This window comes from Saccharibacillus alkalitolerans (assembly GCF_011090185.1).
Classification (GTDB): Bacteria; Bacillota; Bacilli; order Paenibacillales; family Paenibacillaceae; genus Saccharibacillus; species Saccharibacillus alkalitolerans.
In genome coordinates, this window is record NZ_JAAFGS010000003.1 from 195478 (window position 1) to 215080 (window position 19603).

Genomic DNA, 19603 nt, shown 5'->3' on the forward strand with positions numbered 1-19603 from the left:
TTTTTTTCATGCCTGCATGCTGCGCTCGAACTTTTTGAATCTCGTCCCCTGGAACGTGAGCATGCCTTCGTCCCCTTCCATGCTGAGGCCGTATTGTTCTCCCGTCACTTCCATTTCTTTGCGGTCGCCGTTTTGCGCTTCGAACGTCAGATAGTAACTCGTGCGGGCTCTCGAATCGCCGCTTCCGCCCCAGACTTCCGTGCGTTTGGCGATCAGCTTCACGGGAACGGTCAGCACTTCCGAAGCGTTGTTTTTCGCGCGCTCCGCCATGCCTTTTATGATCGCGTAGACGATCGAGCCGATCGCCAACACGAAAATAGAAACGAACGGTATCGAGAACCATAGAGGCGCATCGCCGAAAAATCCGCCCATCATGTCCGTAAAGCCGGGCTCCTCGAAAGAAACCGATTGTAGATCTGTACTGCCGCCCATCTTCATGCCTCCTTATCGATATCTGCCTGATGCTTATTAATAACGCCTTCCCGGCAGGAATAGTTTCGGCCGAAAGAGATTCCTTTCCCGAAAAGACGGCACAAAAAACCCGGCGGATGCGGAATCCGAAACGTTCGGTTCCGCCCTCGCCGGGCTGTTCGAAGCATCTTAGCTTGCTTTGGCAGCCTCGATCGCCGCTTCCACGTTTTCGAGCGTCGGGTTGTCGACCTTCGTTCCGTTGACGAAAATGGTCGGCGTGCCCGTAATTTTGCTGTCGTCGCCGGCTTTGACGTCGGCGTCGACGTTGGCTTGATGCGTTTTGTTTTTCAGGTCGCTCGCAAACTTCTCGATATCGGCATCCGGCACGGTCTTCTTGACCAGATCGACGATATAGTCTTCCGTGATCCAGCTCTCGCGCACCTTGCTTGCATCCTGGTTGGCGTAGACCGCTTTATAGTAAGGCCAGAAATAATCCGGATTTTGCTCGTACAGCGTCTGTCCGCCCAGCGCGAGCAGCGTGGAATCGTCGGCCAGGAACGGATAGTCCGCGAACTGGAACGACGCTTCGTTCGTGTCGAGGTACTTGGCCTGCAGCTCCGGCAGCACCGTTTCCGTCCAGACCTTACAGTCCGGACATTTGAAATCGCCGAACTCCACGATCTTCACGTCCGAAGCAGGATCGCCCAGCGTCGGCTGATTCGAAGCCTCGTAGCCGGTCAGCACGACGGGCTCCGCGGAAGAAGTGGAGGTCTGGTTTTCTCCGACTTTCGTCAATACATAGATCAGGACCATCAGCAGCACGACCACGCCCACGAATCCCAACGCGATGGCGCTGAAATTGCTTTTCTTGCGCTTCGATCCCGACGTCCACTGGGAAGCGGCCGTGTTTTGATTCTGCGGTTTTCCGTTCTGCGGCTTTTGGGCGCCTCCCGTATTTCTCTTGGCCCCCTGCGCCTGCGGCTTGCCGTTATTTTTCGGCGCCGGCTTTTTGTTTTTGCTCATCCCTTTTCCCCTTATCCTCAAGTTTGCCGTTCATCTCGCCGTCAGGCATGACGGGCGAAAAAAGGCTCGACTGTCTTTGATTATATCGAGTTTCGCCCCCATGATTCAAGCTTGCAGGCATTCTCGAAAAAAAATGCGTCAAAGTTGTCCGTACAGGTGAAAAATATAGGTACGGGGATTTCGTATTTGACGAAAGTTTCCTAAATCACAGGAGGAGGAATTGACGTGAAATTTTTCTTGGACACCGGTAATCTGGAGGAAATCAAGCGGATCGTCCGCTTGGGCTTGGTAGATGGCGTTACGACGAACCCTTCGCTGATCGCGAAAGAAGGCCGCCAGTTCAAGGACGTCATCAAGGAAATCACGGCAATCGTTCCGGGCCCGGTCAGCGCGGAAGTCGTATCGCTCAAAGGCGACGACATGATCGCGGAAGCGCTCGAGATCGCGGAATGGGCGCCGAACGTCGTCATTAAGCTGCCGATGACGGAAGAAGGCCTTTACGCCTGCCATCAGTTGACGCAAAAAGGCATCCGCACCAACGTGACGCTGATCTTCTCCGCGGCCCAAGGCCTTATGGCCGCCAAAGCGGGCGCGACGTTCATCAGCCCGTTCATCGGGCGTCTCGACGACATCGGCCTGGACGGCATGCAGCTGATCAGCGATCTGCGCAGCATTCTCGATATTCACGGATTGAAATCCGAGATCATCGCGGCCAGCATCCGCAATATCGGCCACGTGCAGCAGGCGGCTCTCGCCGGCGCGCACATCGCCACGATTCCGGGCTCCATTCTGCCGAAACTGTGGGGACATCCGCTGACCGACAAAGGCATCGAGCAGTTCCTGAAAGACTGGGAAACCGTACCTCAAGCCGCCGACGCGGTCAAAAAAGAAGCCGATACGAAAGCATAAGGAAAGAAGCCCTCGCGGCAGACCTTTCCGGCAAAAAAAGCCCGCTCCTCCCGGAGCGGGCTTTTTGGTGCGCGCCGCTGTCCCCTTTTTCTTCGGACGCTACGAAACTTTGAGCGCTCCGTCGGCAGAGGCCCGCGGCTTTCTCCGTTTTCGCGGCTGTCCTTTCCAGGATAAATAAGTCCAGACCCGCAAAATTTTCTCCACCGGACCGGTACGGAACTTTTTCAGATATAAAGGACTCAGCCACAGCTGCGCGGCATAGACGGCCAGCACGAGTACCGCCCCGGCGAACACGCCGGCACGGCCGAACAGCCCGAATCCGTAGCCGTAAAAAATCGTCGTGCAGATCACGGTCTGCAGCAAATAGTTCGTCAGCGACAGCTTCCCGACAGCTTCGAACCTCTCCAGCAGGGCGAAGCGGCGGAGGCCTGCGTACAGCAGCGCGAAAGCATAAATATAGCCGAGCGCAAGCAGAGATCCTCCGAGCGCATCGCCGACGCCGAGGCCCGGCAGACCGTTCCCGCCTAGCTGCGGAGCCAGTACGCCGTACGCTTTGGTCAGCAGGCCCGTTCCTCCGAAGATCGCGGCCCGCCGCGCGTAGACGCCGCGCATCGCCCGCGGATCGTCGAACGTTCCTTTGCGGGCCGCTCTCATGCCCAGCAGGAACATCGGGGCGATCAGGATCGGAGCGAGAAGACTGAGAATCGCCAAGGTCAAGCCATCTTTTTCCTCCAGCGGATCGGCGTTATTCCGAAAATCCATGATTTCCGCATACGTTCCGCTGCCGTACACATCGCGGCTCTGCATGATATAGTTCCGGGTATGGGCGGAATCTCCCGGCACCGGCTCGGAAGGATCATTCGGAACCAGGCCCAGAGCGCCCACCGCAACCATCAGAAGCACCGCCCACGCCAGCAGCGCTGCGGGACGGCGGTTCAAAAACAGCAGCAGGAAAAATCCGGTCATGCCGTAGAAGGTCAGAATGTCGCCTTCCCATAAAAACGTCGCATGCAGCAGGCCGATAACGAAAAGCAGCAGAAATCTTCGAGCCAAATGACATTTCGGCCTCAGCTCGCGCGCTTTCAGACTGTCCGACAGCTTCACCATGCCGAACCCGAACATGAAGGCGAAGATCGGCATGAAGCTGCCGACTACCGCGATGAACAGAAATCTGTGAAACGCCAAATCCGCGCCCGCAATGCCGAACAACGCAGGCTCGCCCTCGCCGTAAAGGCCGTACTGAAAAATCAGCATGTTGGCCAAAACAATGCCCGACAGGCTGAATCCCCGAAGTCCGTCGATAAATTGGATTCTTTTTTTATTGGTCAATTCGATCACCTCTGCACTCAGCTTAAAGGACCGTCTTGAACAGGGGATAAAGCCTTCCTTAACATTTGCTTAACGATACGCAAAAGGATCTTTTTTCGTTTAGCGGCCGTTAAGGTTTATTTGGTACACTGTCAGAAGCAAAACCTACATACGGATACAAGCAGGAGGAATGCCGCTGTGCATAAGGCCAATATCCTGATCGTGGACGACGAAAAAGCGATCGTGCAGATGATCGAGATCGTACTGCGCAAAGAAGGCTTCGAACATATTTATACGGCGGGCAGCGCCGAAGAAGGCATGGCGCTGCTGCGCGAACACCGCGCGGACGTCATTTTGCTCGACGTCATGCTGCCCGACCGCACGGGCTTCGAGCTCGGCCCGCAAATACGCGCTCAGTCGGACGCGCACCTGATTTACTTGACCGCCCGGGCGACCGACCTCGACCGGCTCACCGGATTTGCCGTGGGCGGGGACGATTACGTGACCAAGCCGTTCAATCCGCTGGAAATCGCGGCCCGCATCAAAGCGAGGCTGCGCCGAGGAACGGTCGAAGCGGCCCCGCTTCCCGCCGCTTCGGCAGCGGCCGATCTCCGGAAGCGCCACGATTTCGGCGGGTTCGTGCTCGACGAGCCGGCGGGCGAACTTCTCGTCGGCGGAAATCCCGTCCCGTGTCCCGCCCAGGCTTATCAGCTGCTGCTGTTTTTGTGCCGGAACCCCAACATCGTCTTTTCCAAATCGCAGCTGTACGAGTCGGTATGGGGGTTCGACGGCTTAAGCGACGACAATACGGTCATGGTGCATATCCGCAAAATCCGCGAGCGGATCGAGCCCGATCCCGGTTCTCCCCGCTATCTGCTGACGATCCGCGGACTCGGCTATAAATTGGTGAAAGGCAGCGACGAATGAAAAAAAACGCTGAAGTTCGCAGCGGCCGTATTGCCAGGCGGCTGGGGCTGCATTTCACGGTCCAATTTTTCCTGATCTGGCTGTCCGTGCTGACGACCGTGTTCGTGGCCCTATTCATATTGATCTACTCCATCGGCGGCGAGCAGCTCAGAAGCGACTCGCCGGCCAAAATTTTGGATTCCGTGTCGCTGGAAACGATTATCGAAGGAGACAGCGTCGAACTGCCTTCCTTATGGCGGGAGCAGCTGCGGGATATGGGCTATTGGCTGCAGATCGTCAACGGGAGGGGCGAGACGATTTATGCCGCCAACGTCCCCGAGGACGTGCCCGCTCGCTATTCCGCCTCGCAGCTGCTTCGTATCGGCGATTCTCGCCGAATGGACCGGTACGAAGTGACGACGCTGTATGAGGAATTGGACGGCTCGCCCAGCCTCTATCTGCTCGGACGACGGGACGTGAACGGAGAGCTTCTGCAGGACTGGTTCGACCGATATGCCGAGAACGGGCGAATTGCCGGCGTAAGCGCGCGAACCCTTCTCGCCGGCGAGACGGAACGTCTGGGCGCTTCGCTCCGCGTGCTCGACGGGGAAGGAAATGTCGTGCAGAGCTTAGGGCTTGAATCCGGCTCGGGATCGTACGGAGCGCTGGATCTGGTCAAGATCCGCTCCGCTCCTTCCGAGACGGACACGAAGTTTTCCTACTATTACGATTCGGGGTCGGGTTACACCTGGCTGCTGGAGGGGCCGAAGAAAAATATGGCGGATCCCGAACAACCTATGCTGCGCAAAGTGCTGTTGGTGTCGTTTCTCGTGGGCGGAGCCGTTCTGCTGCTCGCGCTCGCCGTGGCCGCCTGGCACGGTTATCGCTACGGCGGTCCCCTGCTGCTGTTCATGCGCGGGTTCGAACGAATGGGCCGGGGCGAATACGAGCAGGTATTCACGGAAAAGGAACGCCGCAAAATTTTCCGCAAAAACGGACGTTTCCGCGTTCGTTACAAGCTTTACCGCGAAGTGATCGCCGGATTCTCGGACATGGCCGGCCGGCTTGCCGACGCGCGCAGCGAGCGGATGCGGCTGGAGAAGTCCCGCGAAGAATGGATGGCGGGCATTTCTCACGATCTGCGCACGCCCCTTGCCGCGGTTCAGGGTTACGGCCATCTGCTCGAGAGCGGGCAGTTTCGCTGGAGCGAAGAAGAGCTGCGGGACATGGGCGTCACCATTCGCGAAAAAAGCGCTTATATGCTGGAGCTGCTGCAGGATTTCTCGCTGACGTTCGAATTGAAAAACCATACGCCGGGCGAAAAGCTCGAGCCGCTGGAATTGAACGAATTCGTTCGCCGTACCGTGCTGCGCTACGTCAACGATGCCACGCTGTCCGGCGTCTCCTTCGGATTCGAAGAAGCCGATGCGCCGACCGTGATTTCGGCTAACGCCAAGTGGTTTCAGCGGCTGCTCGACAACCTGATTTCCAACGCCGTCAAGCACAACGAAGCGGGCACGAATATTGTGCTGAGCGTAGGGCGAAAAGGGGACGAAGCATGGGTGAGCGTCCTTGACGACGGTGTCGGCATGGACGAAGAGACGCAATCCCGCCTGTTCGACCGCTATTACCGGGGAACGAGCACCGACGAAGGCGTGGACGGCGCCGGCCTCGGCATGAGCATTGCCTATGCCGTCGTAACGGCGCATAAAGGAACCATCTCCGTTCGATCCTCCCCGGGCGAAGGCACGCTCATCGAGATGCGCTTTCCCGCCGAGTCCGGCGGAAGGCCGCGGTCCTCAAACAAAAGCAAAACGGAAGCCGGCGGCTGAAGCGGACGTCTCCGAAAAAGCGAGGGGAAAAGGTCGCGCCGGCCGGCCTTCCCCTTTTTTTCGGATCGTTCTTTTTTCGTTCGCAAGACATTTGACACCGCTTTCCGAACTTCGTATACTTGCGTGAGCAAGCAGCAAAAGACAGAACGAGCGACCGGCCCGCGGGACGGAATCCGGCCGCGCCAGAGGGGGATTATTCTTGTATCAGCCGCAGGATTCCATCGGTTTTCAACTGGGCGTCATCTACCGCAAAGTCAGCAACCGGCTCGCCGCCCGCCTCAAGGATTACGACCTGACGCCCGAACAGTGGTCCGTCATGTGCTGCATCTGTTTCAAGGAAGGCATGAATCAGAAAGAGATTGCCGAACGCACCGTCAAAGACCAGCCGACCGTCACCCGCATTCTCAACGTGCTGCACCGCAAAGGGTTGATCATGCGCAGCAGCGACCGTGCGGACCGAAGAGCTTATCTGATTTATCCGACCGACAAAGGCCGTCAGGTCACCGAAGAGACGGCCGTCATCGAACGCCATCATAACGCCGCCATGATCGAAGGATTTACGCCCGAGCAGCTTGAGCTGCTGATGGAGGCGTTCCGCAAGATCGAGCGCAATACGGAGCACTACGGCGACGATGCTCCCGCCGCGGAATAAGCCCGATTCCGCAGCTCTCCGCATGGCGGGCGAAGATAGGCGCAATCTTTTCCGGCAGCCCGTCTTCAACCGGCGGCACCCGTCCATAACCAAAGCATTCCGGCAGCGGAATGCTTTTTTATGCGGTTCGGGCCGCCCGGCGCCGACTCGAAGCCCCGGTCAGCCCCGGCGTCCCTTCTTCTTCTTTTCCTTCAACGCCTGCATTCTGGCCTCCGCTTCGCGGGTCTGCCGAACTTCCGCTTCCAGATCGGCGAGCTGGCCCGCGGGCCGGAATACCGTATCGCCATGACAGACTTCCATCCGTTCGGGATCGAGCCTGCGCAGAATATTCGCGCTGCGCAGCGCAAGATCGGGATCGGGAGTAAAACGGGCCTGCGCAAGCCGTCCTTTTTTGGAATTGAACAGGTCGCCCGCGAGCAGTACCCGATCCTTTTCATGGAAATAAACGACATGTCCCGGCGAGTGACCGGGCGTAAAGTAAGGGGTCAGCGAGCCGATCCGTTCCGCTCTGCCGTCCCGCCCTTCAACGGCGGACAGCGGCCGCAAAATGCCTTTTTCCACATGCGCATGCGCCCTGTCTTTGCCCGGATACGCCAGGTCGCCTTCGGCATAAGGAATCTCCGCGGCATGCATGTATACCGGCACGTCGCGCTCACGCAAAACGGATTTGAGTCCGCCTACGTGATCGGCATGGCCGTGTGTGAGCACGATTCTTCGGAGCGGACCGGCGTTCAGCCGGTCGATCTCTTTCAAAATGGACCTCGCCATAAAGGACATGCCGGTATCGACCAGCGTGACTCCGTCTTGCTCCGCCACGATCCAGACATGGATCGGGATTCCCACCCATGCTCCCACGCTCCGAATGGACTCCGTAATTGACTTGACAGCCATGCTTCGATCGCTCCGTTCTGCTGATTTATGCTTCTTCGAACGCCTTCGGGCGAAGAAAAGAATCTCCCGGGGTTCCGTCTGCGCCAAGAAGCCGCCCTTTGACGATAAGGGGCGGCTTCGAAGGTGTCAAGCGAAGGGCGCCGGAATTAGAGCCAATTCGCCCAGCCGCAGCGACCCGAAGAGCGACATATGCAGTTCGGCCGGCCCCGAAAGAAGCGGATTATTCGAAGCGTACGTGCCGCGCAGCGTGCTCCATTCGCCTTCCTTGGCGCCCGCGATATCCGAAACGCCCAGGACTGCGCCGTCCGCTCCGCCCAGACGAAGTTCGATCCGTCCGGCGGTACCGCCGTTGCGTACGCGCAGCGTCCAGCCGGCAATCCCCCGCGAAAGGTCGACGCCGCGGAAGGTCAATTCGCCGGGCAGCGTCGGGTCCGCGACGCGCACGGCGGTCTGACCGCGCTCTCCCTCGTCCAGCAGCGCGTTCTCGTAATCGTCGAAATTTTCCGCCCTTGTCGTTTGGTATAAATTTCGCGGCGGGACGGTCTCTCCGCTTACCGCAATGACCGTACTCGCGCGAATGTCGGCCGAAGAAGAACCGACCATCAGCGTATAGGCCCCCGATTCCACGCAGAACTTGTCCCGCGACACATCCCAGAAGGCCAGTTCGCTTACGGGCAGCTCGAACGCGACCGTACGGCTCTGCCCCGCCGGAACGAATACCCGTTCGAACCCCTTCAGCTGCTTCAGCGGCCGCTTCGCGGAAGGATTTTCCGCCCGGACGTAGAGCTGCGGGACTTCTTCGCTGTCCGTGCCGCCCGTATTGGTGAGCACGAATTCGATACGAACGGTATCCTCCGCCTCGAACGATTCGCGCTCCAGCTTGATCGTTCCGTAATCGAAACTCGTATACGTGATGCCGTGACCGAACGGGTACAGGACGTCTCCCGCGAAATATTGATAGGTCTGTCCGCTCTTGGCGATATCGTAGTCCAGCATGTGGGCCAGATCTTTCTCGGAGCGGTACCAGGTCATGCTGAGCCTTCCCGCCGGCGCGGAGTCCCCGAACAGCGCGTCGGCCAGCGCCGATCCCATTTCCTGCCCGCCGTGCGCCATGTACAGAACCGCCGGAACCGAATCGGCGATCTCGCCCAGGGCGAACGGATAGCTGCCGACGATCACGACGACGGTACGGGGATTGGCGGCATGCACGGCCCGAATCAATTCTTCCTGGCGCGGAGGCAGCGACAGCGAAGGGCGATCGATTTCTTCCTTGCCGTTAATGTACGGGCTGTTGCCCACGCAGACAATCGCGATGTCGCTGAGCCGGGCCGCTTCGGCCGCTTCCGCGATGCCGTCCTTTACCGTTTCCAACGTCAGCGGCGCGGCCGCCTCTTCGCTCTCGACGACCAGGGCGCGCAGCGTGCGGACTTCCTTCGCGCCATGTCCCGCTCCGGCCTCTTCGTTCGACCGCGCCTCCCCGATCGACCGGGCATTCCCGGCCGAACGATCGGCTTCGCTCCAGCCGATCGGCACGCCGTTCCACTGGCGCAGCGTCGCTTCGCCTCCCTGCCCTTCCTTCAGGTCGAACAATTCTTTCACGAACCAACCGCCGATCTGTTCGGCCGAAGCCGCGAGAGGCCGGGCATCCTGCGCGCTGACGAAGCGGCCGTTGGCATGGGCGCGAAGCGTATGCTGTCCCCAACCCCACCGGGTCAGCTCGAAGCGCGAAGCGTCGGCTCCGCTCTCTCCGAAGTCCGGCTCCAGCGCCAAGGTGCCCGCTTCGCCGGACTGAACGGCGAGTACGCCTTGTCCGCCGGCATCATGCAGCCTTACCGTATCGCTGCCTTCGGCATAGCGAACGCTGCCCGCCCTGCTCTCGCCTTCGCGAGCGGCTCTTGCGCCGCCCTCCGCCTTCGCCCGGACGGCCAACCAGCGGGCCGCCTCGTCCGCGGCGGCCGCCGCGGCTTCGTTGGCTTCCCGCACCGTCGCCGCGCCCGCAATCCGCCGCGCCGATTCGCCCGCCGCGCCCGTGCCTCGCGCGGCGCCCTCGGCATCCAGCTTCGCTCGAATGCCGTCCAGAATCGACACGCGGTAAGGCAGCGTGCCGCTGTACCAATCCGTCCACACCGCGTCGGCCGTCGGTCCGACGACGGCTGCGCTTTCGATCTCCGCGCGGCGCAGCGGCAGAATGCCGTCGTTCTTCAGCAGCACGACGGACTGCGCCGCCGCCCGCTTCGCCAGCGCGGCGTGTTCCGGCGCGCACAGGATCGATTCCGGAAGGCTCGCGTACGGATTGTCCGGTTCCGGATCGAACTGGCCGAGCCGGAACCGGATGCGGAAGACGTTGACCAGCGCGCGGTCGACGTCTTCCTCCCCGATCAGGCGGCGCTCCAGCGCTTCGCGCGCCGCCGCGATTACAAGCGTCGGCTCGTCGGTCAGACTGTCGACGCCGGCGAGCAGGGCACCCGCCACCGATTCCGCATGCGAATCGCGATAATGGTGAAAGTTGACCGTCTGCGACAGGTCGCCGCCGTCGCAGACGATGAAGCCGTCCATCTTCCACTCGTCTTTGACGAAGCGCCGCACGTAAGGGCTTTCGATCGCCGGGGTACCGTTGATCGAGTTGTAAGCGGTCATCATCGACAGGGCGCCGCCTTCCTCGAACGGAATGCGGAACGCTTCGAGATAATATTCGCGCATATTGCGCGGCGTTACGCTCGAAGAACCGTCCAGCCGCCCGACTTCGTTGTTGTTGGCGAAGAAATGCTTAAGCGTCGCCACCATTTTCAAATAAAAAGCATGCTCGCCCTGCATGCCGCGCGCCAAATTCGCCGCAAGCTTGCCCGCCAGATGCGGGTCTTCGCCGTACGCTTCCTCCGTGCGTCCCCACAGCGGATTCCGCTCCATATCGACCGTCGGCGCCCACAGCGTCAGCCCGTGCGTCTCCGGCTCGCTGCGGTAATAGCTGCGCGCTTCGTCGCCGATGACGGAGCCGATCTCGCGCAGCAGCTCTTTGTTCCAGGTCGACGACAGCCCCATCGGCTGGGGAAAAACGGTAGCCACGCCTTTCCAGGCTACGCCGTGCGCCGCTTCGCCGCCGACTTTGTACGCGGGCACGCCCAACCGCTCTACCGCTTCCTGCCGGGTCGGAAGCAGCGACAGCTTCTCTTCGGGCGTAAAGCGCGAGACCAGATCCCGCACCCGTTCTTCCAGCGGTCTTGAAGCATCCAAATACAATTCGGTCATCTGTTGTTCTCCTTTCGACTAAAGCGTTTCCATAATCGGCTTAAGAAAGCGCGGGACGCGAATTCCCGCGCGCTTCCGCTAGTATACTCTCATCCGTCCGCGTATGCCGAAAAACCGATCGAGCGGCGAGGATCGCCCCATACGCAAGCGGGGTAAGGAAGCGCTTCTCCCGAAGCGTCTCCTTACCCCTTGCTCTGTACGATATTTTAGAGCGTGACCGTCACGCGGCCGCCTGCAGGCGTCAGCACGAGACCCTGCTCGCTTGCTTCGTTCGAAGCGCCGTCCACGGACGAAGCGGAGGAAATGCCCCGCAGCACGATCTTGACGTTCTGACCGCCCGACACGCTGATTTTGATTTCGTTTCCGCTGCGCGCGGCCGAAGCTTCGAGCTGCTGCTTCGTGTCGATGCCGATGATGTTCGCGGAAGCCGTTTTGCCGTCTTCCAGATCGAACAGATGCAGCGTCACGCCGTTCGCGTAATCGTAGTCCGGTTTGCTGTCGTCGGAACCGACGGCCAACAGCGTGCCTTCTCTGACGAAGACCGGCAGGCTCATGAAGTCGTAGTTTTCGCTGTACCAGCGTCCGCCTTCTTTCGTTTGGCCGTCCAGCAGGCCCGTCCATTTGCCCGCAGGCAGGTAATAAGTCACGTCGCCCTGCTCGTTGAAGATCGGCGCGACGAGAATCGAATCGCCGAACATGTACTGCAGGTCGAGCGGTCCGCAGGTCGGATCTTCCGGGAACTCGAGGAACATCGGACGCATCATCGGAATGCCGCGCGCCGCCGATTCCGCAGCCTGGTTGAACAGATACGGCATGAGCGAGTTTTTGAGCTTCGTGAATTTGCGCAGCACGTCCACCGCTTCTTCGTCGAACAGCCAAGGCACCCGGTACGATTCGTTGCCGTGCAGGCGGCTGTGCGAGGACAGCAGGCCGAACTGCACCCAGCGCTTGTACACGTCGGCCGGAGCCGTCATTTCGAAGCCGGAGATATCGTGGGACCAGAAGCTGAAGCCGGATACGCCGAGCGACAGGCCGCCGCGCAGACTTTCCGCCATCGATTCGTAGTTCGACGAGCAGTCGCCGCCCCAGTGAACCGGGAACTGCTGGCCGCCGACCGTAGCCGAACGGGCGAACAGCGCCGCTTCGTTTTTGCCGAGCTTCTCTTCCAGCACTTCGAATACCGCTTTATTGTACAGGAACGTGTAGTAGTTGTGCATTTTGACCGGGTCGGAGCCGTCGTGATAGACGACGTCCGTCGGGATTCTTTCGCCGAAGTCCGTTTTGAAGCAGTCCACGCCCTGATCGACGAGCTCGGCCAGTTTGCCTTTGTACCAGTCGACGGCCGCCGGGTTCGTAAAGTCGACAAGACCCATGCCCGCCTGCCACAGATCCCACTGCCAGATGCTGCCGTCCGGACGTTTCACCAGATAGCCGTTCTCCATGCCTTCGTCGAACAGAACGGATTTCTCCGCGATATACGGGTTGATCCAGACGCAGATCTTCAGTCCTTTGTCCTTAAGGCGCTTCAGCAGGCCCGCAGGGTCCGGGAAGACGTCTTTGTCCCATTCGAAGTCCGTCCACTGGTATTCCTTCATCCAGAAGCAGTCGAAGTGGAAAACGGACAGCGGCAGATCGCGCTCGCTCATGCCGTCGACGAAATGGTTGACCGTCGCTTCGTCGTAATCCGTCGTGAACGAAGTCGTCAGCCACAGACCGAAGGTCCATGCCGGAGGAAGGGCCGGTTTGCCGGTCAGCTTGGTGTAGTTGTCGAGAACGTCTTTCGGCGTTTCGCCGCCGATGATGAAGTATTCCAGCGTTTCGCCTTCGACGCTGAACTGGACTTTCGACACGTTCTCCGAAGCCACTTCGAACGAAACTTTTTCCGGGTGGTTGACGAATACGCCGTAGCCTTTGTTGGACAGGTAGAACGGAATGTTTTTGTAAGCCTGCTCGCTGCTCGTGCCGCCGTCTTCGTTCCAGATGTCGACGACTTGGCCGTTCTTCACGAACGGAGTGAAGCGCTCGCCCAGACCGTATACGTATTCGCCGATGCCCAGATCGAGCTGCTCGCGGAAGTACGTTTTGCCTTCGGCTTTCGCTTCGATGTGCGCGGCGCGCTTGAACGCGCTGCCCGTCAGGCGGCGGTTCCCGTAATGAAACTCGGTCGCGTAACCGGTGTTTTTCTTGATGCTGACGCGCAGTTCGCCGCTTTGCAGCGCGATCTCGTCGTCGTTATGGGTCATCTGCACGTTCGTTTCCGACTCGTACAGTTCGAATTCGGGAGATTTCTTCACGCCGCCGGCGTGACGGTTCAGACGGACGCGGATCACGTTCGGCATCGGGGAGCTGAACGTCGATTTCAGCAGCGTCGCGTTGAGCGTGTCGCCTTTCTTTTCGACTCTTTTCGTGGCCGTATACACGGTCATCGAATCGCCTTTTTGAACCACGTCGCGGATGTCGACCGGGCTCTGCATGTTATATCCTTCGCGGACCATCCAATATCCATCGGTAAATTTCATGAATAATAGCCTCCTTGGCAGTGGTGGAAGCGCTCCGGCGCCTATCGGCGGCCGCAGCTGAACCTTCGGGACCGCTTTTCATTCGGCGGTCTTTTCATTTATAATGATATTGATCTTTATGCTAAATTTCTTCCGCTATTTTGATCTAAAGTATCAGGATTTTGATCTTTTCCGTTTCCTCCAAGCTGCTTACCCGCCACTATTTGGAAACGATTTCATAGAATGTCGAAAAGGAGACCCGTTATGGACCATGCTTTATTGAAAGAACAACGCATTCACGGCAACCCCATGTACCCGGTCAGCAGCTATGTCATGGAAGATCTCGACTACACCACCATCATGGACTGCCATTGGCATGAAGAATGGGAATTCACGCTCGTTACCCGCGGCCGGATCAAATTCCAGATCGGCACGGAATATTACGAAGTGGGGGCGGGCGAAGCCATGTTCGTCCACGGCGGCGAGCTGCACGCGGGCTACCGGATCGGCGACGAACCGTGCGCGTTTTCGGCGATCGTGTTCGGAGCGGAATTTTTGTCGAGTCGGGGATATGACGCGCTTCAGGAAAAATTCATCGATCCCCTGCTGCAAAAAAAGGCGCTCCCTCCGCCGCATCTGACCGGACGCGAAGCATGGGAACGCGAAATTTTGGATTTGATCGCCTCGGTCATCGCCGACAACGAACGGGCCGCCCCGGCGTTCGAACTGACGACGAAAGCCCGGCTGCTGCAGGTTTTCGCGCTGCTCCAAGGGCATATGCGCGAAAACGCCCCTTCCGTTCCGAGCGCCGACCGCGAGAAGGTCGAGCGGCTGAAGACGGTGCTGGGCTTCATGCACGAGCGCTACGCTTCGCCGATCAAGCTCGGCGATTTGGCCGCGCTGCTCGGCATGAGCGAAGGGCACTTCTGCCGTTTTTTCAAAAGCATGGCGCACAAAAGTCCCGTCGACTATCTCAACCGCTACCGGACCCAACAGGCCTGCCGCCTGCTCGAAACCAGCGGCCACAAGATCGTCGAGATCGCGATGGAAGTCGGCTTCGACAGTCTGAGCTACTTCATCTCCGTATTCAAGCAGCATCAGGGATGCACGCCGTCGCAGTATCGGAAAAGGCTGGCCGAAGGCGCAGCCGCGGCGGCCGAGTCTTAATCTTCCGCCCCTCTTTTCCAAAAAACTAACATTTTCTTCTAAAATCATTTCTCTTGGCGTCGATATAGTTAGAGAAGATTGTTATTTTTTTGGAGACGGAGGCCGGATCTATGCGAGTAAAAAGCATCAAAGCGAAAACATTACTGCTCATTCTGCCGCTGCTGCTGGTGATTGTGATCGGTGTTTCCGCCGCCGTTATTTTCAAATCGCACGGTTTGCTCCTGCAGCAGACGGAAATCGGCATGCAAGAACAGCTGGGCAATACCGCTCAAAGCATTCAAAACCGGATCGCTTCCCACGGAAGGGTACCGGAAACGCTGGCCAAGTCCATTCAGGGCCACTATAAAAAGCTGAGTCTGACGGATTACGACGCGGCTCTCGAAAATGCGCTTGACATCAACAAAGACACGTTCGGCGTCGGCATTTATTTCGAACCTCGACTGTACGCTCCCGGCACCGAATTTTTCTCCTCCTACGCTTTCCGCGAACAGGATCAAATTAAGGTGACGCACGATTACAGCGATCCGGGTTACAACTATCCCGAACAGCCCTGGTACAAGCTGGCGGTCGACCAAAAAGAAATCAAATATACCGACCCTTTTTACGACGATACGACCCAAACGACCATGGTGACGGCAGCCGTTCCCGTCTATGACGGTCAGGATCGGTTCGTGGCGGTCACTACCGGCGACATCAATTTGAACACGGTGCAGAATATCGTATCCGAAACCCATGTGGGCAGCAGCGGTTGGGCGTTCATGCTCGGCCGGGACGGCACTTACCTGGCGGGGCCCGATACGGACAAAGTCATGAAAGCCAAACTCCAGGATGACCCGGACCCCGCCCTGTCCGCTCTGGCCAAAACGATTCTGCAGGACGGCGAAGGTTCCGCCTTCTACGATTCTCCCGACGGGATCGTTCACGTCTACTTCGCGAAGCTGGAGCAGACCGATTGGATCGTCGCTCTCGCTTTGCCGGACGCGGAACTGAAAGAAAAAATAAATTCCATGCTGCTGCAGGCTTTGATCTTCCTGCTGGTCGGCACCGTGCTGATCGTCGCGGTCATTCTGCTGTACGCGCGCAATCTGACGGCGCATACGGCGCGCGTCAACTCGATGGCCGAACATCTGGCCCGTGGCGATTTCACTTATACGATCGCGGTCAAAACGCAGGACGAATTCGGCAAAATGGCGGAAAATTTGAACGGCACAAGCGAGCTGCTGCGCAAAATGATGGGCAAAGTCACCGAGCATTCGCTGCATGTGGCGTCTACCGCGGAAGAGCTGACGGCCAGCGCAGACGAGACCAAGGCCGCGGCCGAAGACATCTCGAACACGATTCAGGAAGTCGCCGCCGGCGCCGAACAGCAGCTCAAAGGAACGCGCGAAAGCGCCACTTCGCTTGAAGAATTGGCCGCGGGCATTCAGCGAATCTCGGAATCGTCGTCGGCTCTGCACGAGGCCTCGCGCCATACGTCGGAGCAGGCTGCGCAGGGCAACGAGATCATCCAGCAGGCCGTCCGGGACATGGGCGAAGCCAACCGCGCCGTCTCGCTGACCTCCGAACACATGGAACAGCTCCGAACGCGTTCGATCGATATCGGCAATATCATCGACGTGATCAGCGGCATCAGCACGCAGACGAATCTGCTGTCGCTGAATGCCGGAATCGAAGCCGCTCGCGCGGGCGAACACGGACGAGGATTTGCCGTAGTGGCCGCGGAGATCGGCAAGCTTGCCGAAAAGACGACCGATTCCGCCCAGAAAGTCCGGGAAATCATCGAAGAGATGCAGGGAGACACGCGGTCCGCCGCTCTCTCGGTCGAAAACGGAACGAAAGCGGTCTACTCCAGCACGGCGCTCGTGGAAGACGCGGGCAAGGCGTTCACCGGCATCGTCGAAGAAATCCGGCAGATCGTCCATCAGATTCTGGAAGTATCCACGGTCTCCGAGCAAATGTCGGCCGGCTCCCAGCAGATCAGCGCGACGATGGAAGAGCTGGCCCGGATCTCGGGCGACGCGTCCGACGCCACCCAGAACGTGGCCGCCGCCAACGAGCAGCAGCAGGCCGCCATGGAAGAAGTTTCGTTTTCCGCCAAGTCGCTCAGCACCATGGTGCAGGAACTGCAGGAACTGCTCGAGCAGTTCAAGATTTGATCCCTGGCAAAGTTCCGCTCAAAGCCGGATTTTCCTTATATTCATGCAGAAAGCTCCCCCGGAAGGCAGGCGACAGCAAAAGCCTGCTTCCCCGAGGGAGCCTTTTTTGCGCAAAAGTTTCGGTCAGCGCGCGTCGTACAATTGGCGGTCCACGCCCGTCACGAACGGGCTCTCTTCTCCCAGCGAATACAAACGCAGCACGTGCATCGCCCGCGTGCATGCCGTGTAGAACAGCTTCCGCTCGGATTCGCGGCAGTAGCGCTCGGCGGAAGCGTTATACAGCAGCGCCGCGTCGAACTCGACGCCTTTCGCCAAGTAAGCCGGAACGATGATCGTTCCTTTCTCGAACGCCGGCGTGTTTTTGGTGATCAACCGCGTGTTCAGCCGGTCTTTCAGCCGCTTGTGCAGCTCGCCGCACTCGCTCTGCGTCTTGCAGATGATCGCCGTGTAATCGAGGCCGCTTCGGCGCAGCTCTTCGATATCCGCGGCGATCGCTTCTTCCATGTCCGTTTCCGCATCCGCCGCGAACCGGCGAAGCAGAGGCTTCTCCCCGCTGCGGGTAAACGGCACGATCATTTCGCCTTCCGGCAGCATCGCTTTGGTGAACTCCGTAATCTCGCGCGTCGACCGGTAGCTGCGGGTCAACCGCAGCACCATGCTTTCTTCGCGGCCGTACAGGTTCAACAGCGGATCGTAATCGTCCAGCGCGGAGTCGTGGCCGTAGATCGCCTGGTTGAGATCGCCGAGCGCCGTCATGCGGGCGCGCGGAAACAGGCGCTTCAGGAATTCCAGCTGGAACGGGGTATAATCCTGCACCTCGTCGACGATGATGTGGCGGATCGCCGTGTTGGTGATGAAGCCCTGCAGCAGCTCGCGCAGCAGCAGCAGCGGCGTGGCGTCTTCGAACATCAGCTCGGACTTCGCCAAGCGATCCTGCGTCTGCCGGGCGAACTCATGCCACAGATACGGAAGAGAACGTCCTCCGGACAGATGCGTGAACAGGCTTTCGTCCTTGTAGAGACGGCGGTACATGCCTTTGACGTCGACGAAACGCTGACGCTTGATCCACTTGCGCACCGGCTTCAACCAGTCGTTGACGATCATGCGGGCCGCCGCTTCACGCTGCTGGTCGTAATCGTCGAACGTATCGGCAGCCCCTTTTTGCTTGCGGCGCATCTGGTTGTAGGCTTTGTGCAGCGCGCTGGAATCGAGCAGTTGGATCTGGTCGTCCACCCATTCCTCGTCGCGCTGGCTTTTGCCGTATTCGCTCACTTCCTTCAGCAGCCACTTGCCCATCTGCTCGATCCGGCTCGGAATTTTGACGGAAGGATCGAAATCGTAGAACCGGCGGCGCATATCTTCGGCGGAGACGATCTCGTGCCCCTGGAAGCGGATCGGCCGGAACATCATGTCGCGCTCCGCCAGATGTTCCCGGTAGGCGCGAATTACCCGCAAATAATCCAGCGACGACTTATAGCGGATGCCGGCCAGCCGCGCTTCGTATTCCCCGTCCTCCTCGACATCGCCGCGCAGCAGATACTCCAGCTGATCGAACGCGTCTTCGAGCTCGAATTCGCGGCCGATCCGGCGCTCCAGATAAGCCTGGAACGTCGTCTGCAGCATATTCTCTTCGCCAAGTTCCGGCAGTACCGTCGAGACGTAGCTGCCGAACAGCGAATTCGGGGAAAAGAGCACCAGCTGATCCGCGCTCAGCGTATCCCGGTAGCGGTACAGAAGATAGGCCACGCGCTGAAGAGCCGCGGAAGTCTTGCCGCTGCCCGCGGCGCCCTGCACGACGAGCAGACGGCTCTGCTCGTTGCGGATGATCGCGTTCTGCTCGCGCTGAATCGTCGAGACGATGCTTTTCATTTTGTCGTCGGCGCTCTGGCTGAGCACTTCCTGAAGCAGCTCGTCGCCGATCGTCATGCCCGTATCGAACATGACCCGGATCTTGGCGTCCCGGATGACGTACTGGCGCTTGAGTTCCATTTCGCCTTCCACGCTTCCGCCCGGCGTGCGATAGGAGACGCTGCCGGGCGAGCCGTCGTAATACAGGCTCGATACCGGCGCGCGCCAATCGTAGATCAGGAAATCCTGTTCATTGTCGTCCTGCATCGAGGCGATGCCGAGATAGATCGGTTCGGCGGAATTTTCTCCTTCTTCCCGAAAGTCGATCCGTCCGAAATAAGGCGAATTTTTGAGACGGCGCAGCTTGCCGAGCTGGGAATAGGCGCGCTTGTGGCCGAATTCCCGCTCCGCCAGCACCTGCGACTGCTGCCGCATGCTGGTCGACGTTTCGCCCAGGTCGTCCGGTTCGGCAAAGTTCATCGTGACTTCGTCCCAGAATTCTTTGCGGAGCCCCACGACGTCTCCCCGCATTTCGCCGACCTGCGCTTCAAGAGAAGCGATGCGGCGGGCGATCTTGACCGTCACGTCGTCGACGCGCTTCTGTTCCCTTTTCCATTCGACATCCGTAATTTCCATCCTTCCGTCCCCCTCTTGGCTATTGACACCACCCGTAAATGATGATATAATTAGTGTCATAAATGTTAATATAACCCTTTATTTATCGCGATAGATTTTTATTGTACGCCTGCAAGCCGG

General features: G+C 59.0%; 13 protein-coding genes. 6 read left to right on the forward strand and 7 right to left on the reverse strand.

Translation table 11 applies throughout. The annotated features are described in order from the left end of the window. Window positions 1-6: 6 nt before the first annotated feature. Window positions 7-432 (reverse strand): DUF2500 domain-containing protein, encoded by a 426-nt coding sequence (locus tag GYN08_RS09635; protein ID WP_235946107.1) that lies wholly within the window; start codon window positions 430-432, stop codon window positions 7-9. Window positions 433-600: 168 nt separating this feature from the next. Then, complete coding sequence (locus GYN08_RS09640) at window positions 601-1434, reverse strand: DsbA family protein (protein WP_166274003.1); 834 nt, start codon at window positions 1432-1434, stop codon at window positions 601-603. Window positions 1435-1659: 225 nt separating this feature from the next. On the opposite strand from GYN08_RS09640, the gene fsa reads away from it, so the two are divergent. Continuing rightward, a complete protein-coding gene (gene fsa, locus GYN08_RS09645) occupies window positions 1660-2343 on the forward strand; it encodes a fructose-6-phosphate aldolase (protein ID WP_166274004.1) in 684 nt (227 codons plus the stop codon). A 99-nt stretch (window positions 2344-2442) separates the two neighbouring features. Here fsa and GYN08_RS09650 read toward each other — a convergent pair whose 3' ends face one another. Next, window positions 2443-3678: a DUF418 domain-containing protein gene (locus GYN08_RS09650; RefSeq protein ID WP_166274430.1), complete on the reverse strand. Its 1236-nt coding sequence runs from the start codon at window positions 3676-3678 to the stop codon at window positions 2443-2445. 171 nt (window positions 3679-3849) lie between these two features. Here GYN08_RS09650 and GYN08_RS09655 point away from each other — a divergent pair, with 171 nt between their 5' ends. From GYN08_RS09655 to GYN08_RS09665, 3 genes are all read left to right on the forward strand, one after another. Further along, a complete protein-coding gene (locus tag GYN08_RS09655) occupies window positions 3850-4578 on the forward strand; it encodes a response regulator (RefSeq protein WP_166274005.1) in 729 nt (242 codons plus the stop codon). Further along, window positions 4575-6389 carry a sensor histidine kinase gene (locus GYN08_RS09660; protein WP_166274006.1) on the forward strand — a complete coding sequence of 605 codons (1815 nt, stop codon included), beginning with the start codon at window positions 4575-4577 and terminating at the stop codon, window positions 6387-6389. Before GYN08_RS09655 ends, GYN08_RS09660 begins: the two co-directional genes overlap by 4 nt. Window positions 6390-6588: 199 nt before the next feature. After that, window positions 6589-7041, forward strand: coding sequence for a MarR family winged helix-turn-helix transcriptional regulator (locus GYN08_RS09665; RefSeq protein WP_166274007.1), 453 nt, complete (start codon window positions 6589-6591; stop codon window positions 7039-7041). Window positions 7042-7200: 159 nt separating this feature from the next. On the opposite strand, the gene GYN08_RS09670 is transcribed toward GYN08_RS09665, so the two are convergent. The 3 genes from GYN08_RS09670 to yicI all read right to left on the reverse strand — a co-directional run bounded on the left by GYN08_RS09670 (window position 7201) and on the right by yicI (window position 13697). Then, window positions 7201-7932, reverse strand: a complete 732-nt coding sequence (locus tag GYN08_RS09670; protein ID WP_166274008.1) for an MBL fold metallo-hydrolase — start codon at window positions 7930-7932, stop codon at window positions 7201-7203. Window positions 7933-8058: 126 nt separating this feature from the next. Then, entirely contained in the window at window positions 8059-11178 is a 3120-nt protein-coding gene (locus GYN08_RS09675; protein WP_166274009.1) for a glycoside hydrolase family 3 protein, read from the reverse strand. Between the two features lie 206 nt (window positions 11179-11384). Further along, complete coding sequence (gene yicI / locus GYN08_RS09680; RefSeq protein WP_166274010.1) at window positions 11385-13697, reverse strand: alpha-xylosidase; 2313 nt, start codon at window positions 13695-13697, stop codon at window positions 11385-11387. Window positions 13698-13940: 243 nt separating this feature from the next. Between yicI and GYN08_RS09685 the strand changes: the two genes are divergently transcribed. Continuing rightward, the gene (locus GYN08_RS09685) at window positions 13941-14843 is read left to right on the forward strand and encodes a helix-turn-helix transcriptional regulator (RefSeq protein ID WP_166274011.1); all 903 of its coding nucleotides are present in this window, start codon (window positions 13941-13943) and stop codon (window positions 14841-14843) included. A 110-nt stretch (window positions 14844-14953) separates the two neighbouring features. Continuing rightward, the gene (locus GYN08_RS09690) at window positions 14954-16999 is read left to right on the forward strand and encodes a methyl-accepting chemotaxis protein (protein WP_166274012.1); all 2046 of its coding nucleotides are present in this window, start codon (window positions 14954-14956) and stop codon (window positions 16997-16999) included. 123 nt (window positions 17000-17122) lie between these two features. On the opposite strand, the gene helD is transcribed toward GYN08_RS09690, so the two are convergent. Continuing rightward, window positions 17123-19483, reverse strand: coding sequence for an RNA polymerase recycling motor HelD (gene helD, locus GYN08_RS09695; protein ID WP_166274013.1), 2361 nt, complete (start codon window positions 19481-19483; stop codon window positions 17123-17125). Window positions 19484-19603: the final 120 nt, after the last annotated feature.

Coding starts and splice junctions, on each gene's coding strand:
- GYN08_RS09675 (WP_166274009.1), bottom strand. CDS start 11,178: ATGACCGAATTGTATTTGGATGCTTCAAGACCGCTGGAAGAACGGGTG.
- GYN08_RS09635 (WP_235946107.1), bottom strand. CDS start 432: ATGGGCGGCAGTACAGATCTACAATCGGTTTCTTTCGAGGAGCCCGGC.
- GYN08_RS09685 (WP_166274011.1), top strand. CDS start 13,941: ATGGACCATGCTTTATTGAAAGAACAACGCATTCACGGCAACCCCATG.
- GYN08_RS09640 (WP_166274003.1), bottom strand. CDS start 1,434: ATGAGCAAAAACAAAAAGCCGGCGCCGAAAAATAACGGCAAGCCGCAG.
- helD (WP_166274013.1), bottom strand. CDS start 19,483: ATGGAAATTACGGATGTCGAATGGAAAAGGGAACAGAAGCGCGTCGAC.
- GYN08_RS09690 (WP_166274012.1), top strand. CDS start 14,954: ATGCGAGTAAAAAGCATCAAAGCGAAAACATTACTGCTCATTCTGCCG.
- yicI (WP_166274010.1), bottom strand. CDS start 13,697: ATGAAATTTACCGATGGATATTGGATGGTCCGCGAAGGATATAACATG.
- GYN08_RS09660 (WP_166274006.1), top strand. CDS start 4,575: ATGAAAAAAAACGCTGAAGTTCGCAGCGGCCGTATTGCCAGGCGGCTG.
- GYN08_RS09670 (WP_166274008.1), bottom strand. CDS start 7,932: ATGGCTGTCAAGTCAATTACGGAGTCCATTCGGAGCGTGGGAGCATGG.